This window comes from Methanobrevibacter sp. (genome assembly GCF_045577275.1).
Lineage (GTDB): Archaea > Methanobacteriota > Methanobacteria > Methanobacteriales > Methanobacteriaceae > Methanobrevibacter.
Genome location: NZ_JAZNIB010000306.1, coordinates 1 through 5,232, shown reverse-complemented (window position 1 = coordinate 5,232; position 5,232 = coordinate 1). Strand labels below are relative to the sequence as shown.

The window sequence follows — 5,232 nt, the reverse complement described above, 5'->3', positions numbered from 1 at the left end:
AAAATTTTTTTTTTAAAAAAATTATATTTTTATTGGAATTTTAATAAAATCTTATAAAATTAAAGTTAAAATGACAAATAATTAGTTGTAAAAGTGATTAAAACAATAATATTATTGTTAATGGCTAAAAACTATTTTTTAATTTAGATTATAATTGGTGAACTTATGTGCGGAATAGTAGGTATGGCAGGTAATTTCAGAAAAGAAATGCTCCAATCTGCCCTTGAATCAATAAGTCATAGAGGAGAAGACTACTCTGATATCTTTATTGATGAAGAAAATAAGATTGGATTAGGCCATAATCTATTATCTATTTTTAGTCTTATTGATGAAAACAACCAATTATCCGATAATTTGGAAGAAAACAAGCAGCCAATTATATTAAATGATCTTGTTTTGGTATTCAATGGCGAAATCTATAACTTCAATCATCTTGAATCATTTTTAGAAGAGAATAATGATGATTATAATAAATCTAAAAGTGACAGTCAATTATTGGCTAATTTAATTGATTATTATTATAGATTAACTGTCTCAGAGAATGCTGTCAATTCAAATAATGAAGAATTTTTATTAGAATCAGTCAAATCAGTTCTCCCACAATTGGATGGAGACTATTCATTTGCTGTTTATGATAGAAAATACAAGAATCTATTGATTTCAAGAGATTCCATTGGAGTCAAACCATTATTCTATGGAATAGATAAAGAAAAAGACTTGAATGCTTTCGCATCAGAGAAAAAGGCTCTTTGGAAAGCTGGAATAAGTGATGAAAACATTCATGATTTGCAGCCGGGATCCATATTATACAACTGGAAAACTGTAGATTTTGAGGATAATCTAATCAATTGTATTATCAATACAGATTTTAAGGGAATCAAAAGCAATTTCAATGAATATAAAGATTATTTAGATACAAAAGATGATTATAAAGTCTATAAGGAATTGCTTATTGACGATTTATACTCTGCAGTTGAAAAAAGAGTGGAAAACATATCTGATATTGGTCTAATATTCTCTGGTGGTGTTGATAGTACTATTTTAGCAGTTTTATTAAAGCAAATAGCTGAAAAAAAGAATGCTGAAAATAAGTCTGTACCATTAAATATCAAATTATACTCTGTTGGTGTTGAAAACTCCCAGGACATTAAGTTCAGTGAAGAGATTGCTGAAGACTTAAATCTTCCACTTAAAACTATAATAATTGATGAAAATACAGTTAAAGAGTCAATGAAACCAGTTCTAACTGCCATTGAAGATGATAATGTTATGAAATTAGGAGTTGGAATGACAATATATCTTGCTGCAAAGTCCATGAAAGAGGATAACATTAAGGTTGCATTGTCTGGTCAGGGGGCTGATGAACTCTTTGGCGGTTACAACCGCTATCTAAAGCATTTTGAAGACAACACATTGTTCGATGCCTATTTTGATTTGGATGAAGAGATATATCACGATATAGCAAACATGTATCATGTAAATCTTGAACGTGATGATGCAGTATCAATGGCTAATGGTGTAGAGCTTAGAGTTCCATTTTTGGATAAGGATATAATCAATTTGGCACTTGACATTCCTGCAAAATATAAGATAAAGGATAATGAGGATGTATTGAGAAAGCATATCCTAAGGGATGCAGCAAAATCCATAGGAGTTCCTGACTATATAGCAGACAGGCCTAAGAAAGCAGCCCAATATGGCTCTGGAATCAATAAGATACTTAAAAAGAGAGTATTAAGATCATTTGATATTGAAGAATTTATTGAATCATTAAAGAAACAATAATCACTTTTTTTATTAATTTTAGAAGTTTCCACACTTAAAAGTGGAATTGAAATTTATAAATCGAAATTCTCAATTTATAAAAGTATATTAATATTAATAAACATATATTAAATTAATATAAACTTAATTTATATTCTAAAATATTATAAAATAAGCAAAAAAGCTTTATAATTAAAATATTCTTAATTTAAAAACTTTTTAGGAGAATTATTATGGCAATTGAAAAAGATGCAGAAAAGATCTTAGAAGAATTTTCAAAAACTTTAGATAAAGTTCCAGAATTGGAAGGAACCTATTACATTACTGATAACCTTAACTTAAACCGTGAAGATGAATCTGAACAGAACGATTCCACTAAAATCGTCAGAAATGCAAGAACCGATAAAGACGGTAATGTAGTTGTGAAAAAGGCTGAATGGACTGGATAAATCCATAAGATTTGATATAAAACTTATTCTAATTATTGCAAATAACTAAAGAAGGGATTACTTTATGAGAATGAATTTGATTCTTGAAATATTAGATGTTCCAGGACAATTGGTTTCTATCTTAAATCCAATTGGTGAACTTGGAGCTAATGTAGTGACTATTGTTCATAAAAGAGAAATCAAAGCTGAAGAAGGGAAAGCCGCTATTGAAATAGCGCTTGAAGGTGAAAGAGAAAACTTGCAAGCTGTTATAGACAAATTTAAGGATATGGGGGTGCCTCTTCTTGAAGTGGACGATGCTATCAAGAAAGAAAAGTTAAGTACAATTCTCTACGGTCACATTATTGACAGAGATTTAAGAGACACTGTAGATAAGATCAATGCTGTTGATGGTCTTGTCGTTAGTGATTTGCAATTGAAATTGGATGGTGAACTTAAATCTACTGCACTCATTACCATTGAACTTGATTTAGGTAAAAGAGACATAGCATATAATAAGATAATGGAAATAGCTAAGGAGAAGGACTTCTTGGTTATTGATGAGGTATAGGAGGAGTTTAAATGGATGAATGTAAAGTCATTATAATGGGTTTCGGAGCTGTAGGAAAAGGAGTAGCAAATGCTATTTCATTAAAGAAAGGCATGATTAAAGACAAATTCGGCATCACTTTAAAAGTTGTGGCAGCTGCTGATTCATCTACATCTGCAATCTGTCAAGATGGATTGGATGAAGAATTGCTCCTTAAAACCAAAGAGGAAACCGGTAAATTATCCAATTATCCTGAATATGGAAGCGATAAATCCGGAATTGATGTATTGGACGCAGTTGATTATGATGTCTTAATTGAAGCGACTCCAACCAATATCAAAGATGCAGAACCTGCAAAATCTTTGACATTAAAGGCATTTGCTGATGGAAAGGATGTAGTGACCTCCAATAAAGGACACTTGGCATTATTCTATAAGGAATTGATTGAAGCAAAAGAAGCAGCAGGTGTAGACTTCAAGTTTGAAGCATCTGTTGGTGGAGCAATGCCTATCATCAATTTATGTCAAGAAACTCTTGCAAGCTGTGGAATCAGCTCAATCAAAGGTATCTTAAACGGTACCACAAACTATATTCTATCAAGAATGACCACTGAAGGAATGAGCTATGAAAATACATTGGAAGAAGCTCAACAATTAGGAATTGCTGAAACTGATCCTACACAGGATGTTGAAGGTATAGATGCAGCATGTAAAGTGGTTATTTTAGCTAATTCTGTATTAGGAATCGATGCAACATACAGTGATGTGGAAGTAAGAGGAATATCTGATGTATCTCTTGATGCAATTGAACTTGCTAAAGAGGAAGGATATTACGTTAAGTTAATTGGAGAAGTATCTAAGAAACAATTGAAGGTATCTCCAAGACTTGTTAAGAAAAACAGTCCATATGCAATTGATGGAACCTTAAACTTAGCAAATGTTACCACTGATTTGGCTGATGATATTACTGTAATGGGAAAAGGTGCAGGTTCCTTGGAAACTGCTTCTGCAATGCTTACAGACTTAATCAATATTATTAAGAACAAATAATTATTAAATTGACTATTCAATTTAATTCTTATTTACTTTTTTTATTATTTTTAATCAATTTATGATTATTCTAGTCAATATAAGATAAAAATAAATTAATTGATATATGATTAAAACTAAAAGCGATAAATTTTAAGATTATACAGATAATTATTTGATAACATTGTTAAAAGAATTATAGGGGTTATATAATGAAATATGTAATAGTAATTGAAGATGGAGCCAGCGATTATCCAATAGCGGAAATTGATGGAAAAACTCCACTTAAAATAGCAAATAAACCGGTTTTAGATAGAATAGCTCGTGAAGGAAAAACTGGTTTGATTCAAAATGTGCCTGAGTCATTGCCTCCAGGCTCTGATGTAGCTAATATGAGTATATTCGGTTATGATCCGTTAGATTATTATACCGGTCGTGGACCTCTTGAAGCTGCAAGTATGGGTGTTGAAACAAAAGAAGGAGATGTTGTATTCCGTTGCAATACAATCACTGAAAGAGACGGATTGATGGCAAGTTCCAATGCAGGACACATCTCATCTGAAGAGGCTGCAGAACTTATGGAAGCTTTAAATGATTACTTTAATGACAAATATCCTGATTTTAAAGGAAAATTCTATCCTGGTGTAAGCTACAGACATCTTTTTGTATTTAATGATGTAGAAAATGCAGAGAAATTGGCCAAATTAGATATGGTTCCTCCACACGATTTTGTTGGAGAAACAATAGCAGATAAGCTAGAATTTGATTCCTTTGCAGATGAAGTCAAATCAATAATGTTGGAATCACAAGAGGCTTTAGCAAATCATCCTGTCAATCAAAAAAGAATTGAAGAAGGCAAGGAACCTTGCAATATGGTTTGGTTCTGGGGTCAAGGAACTATGCCTGACATGCCAAAAATGGAAGATGTCTATGGTCTTAAAGGTGCTGTAATTACAGGAGTTGACTTGATTAAAGGTTTAGGTGTATGTTCTGGCTGCACCAATTTAGATGTTCCTGGAGCAACTGCATTCTTTGATACAAACTACAAAGGAAAAGGAGAATATGCAGTGAATGCACTTAAGGACAATGACATTGTATTTGTTCATGTGGAAGCACCAGATGAAGCAGGACACGCTAAAAACCTCGAAGAAAAGGTTAAAGGCATTGAAAATATTGATAAGTTTATTTTTGCTCCTTTAATGGATGCATTAGAAGAGTATGGAGACTTTAAAATAGCAGTACTTCCTGATCATCCAACTCCGATAGATGTTGGTACACATACTAGAGATATGGTGCCTATTGCAATCTATTCATCTAAAGATGAAGCAGATGACGTTTTAGTCTACGATGAAGATAGCGTTAAAGATGGTGCTTTAGGTGAATTAGTTGGATGTAATTTACTTAAGTTATTATTAGAATAATTTTTATTCTAATCTTTTCTTTTTTTTATTTTTTTAATTTT

At 31.8% G+C, this 5,232-nt stretch carries 5 protein-coding genes; all 5 read left to right on the top strand.

Annotated features, from left to right (window positions below; genetic code table 11):
* The first annotated feature begins 165 nt into the window (after window positions 1-165).
* The 5 genes from ACKI67_RS08775 to ACKI67_RS08755 all read left to right on the top strand — a co-directional run bounded on the left by ACKI67_RS08775 (window position 166) and on the right by ACKI67_RS08755 (window position 5,191).
* Window positions 166-1,785 carry an asparagine synthetase B family protein gene (locus ACKI67_RS08775; protein WP_407463159.1) on the top strand — a complete coding sequence of 540 codons (1,620 nt, stop codon included), beginning with the start codon at window positions 166-168 and terminating at the stop codon, window positions 1,783-1,785.
* A gap of 212 nt (window positions 1,786-1,997) precedes the next feature.
* Window positions 1,998-2,213: an Asp-tRNA(Asn) amidotransferase subunit GatC gene (gene gatC / locus ACKI67_RS08770; RefSeq protein ID WP_298535652.1), complete on the top strand. Its 216-nt coding sequence runs from the start codon at window positions 1,998-2,000 to the stop codon at window positions 2,211-2,213.
* 64 nt (window positions 2,214-2,277) lie between these two features.
* Window positions 2,278-2,763 carry an amino acid-binding protein gene (locus tag ACKI67_RS08765; RefSeq protein ID WP_407463158.1) on the top strand — a complete coding sequence of 162 codons (486 nt, stop codon included), beginning with the start codon at window positions 2,278-2,280 and terminating at the stop codon, window positions 2,761-2,763.
* Window positions 2,764-2,774: 11 nt separating this feature from the next.
* Window positions 2,775-3,791 (top strand): homoserine dehydrogenase, encoded by a 1,017-nt coding sequence (locus tag ACKI67_RS08760; RefSeq protein WP_407463157.1) that lies wholly within the window; start codon window positions 2,775-2,777, stop codon window positions 3,789-3,791.
* Between the two features lie 191 nt (window positions 3,792-3,982).
* Window positions 3,983-5,191 carry a cofactor-independent phosphoglycerate mutase gene (locus ACKI67_RS08755; RefSeq protein WP_407463156.1) on the top strand — a complete coding sequence of 403 codons (1,209 nt, stop codon included), beginning with the start codon at window positions 3,983-3,985 and terminating at the stop codon, window positions 5,189-5,191.
* Window positions 5,192-5,232 lie beyond the last annotated feature (41 nt).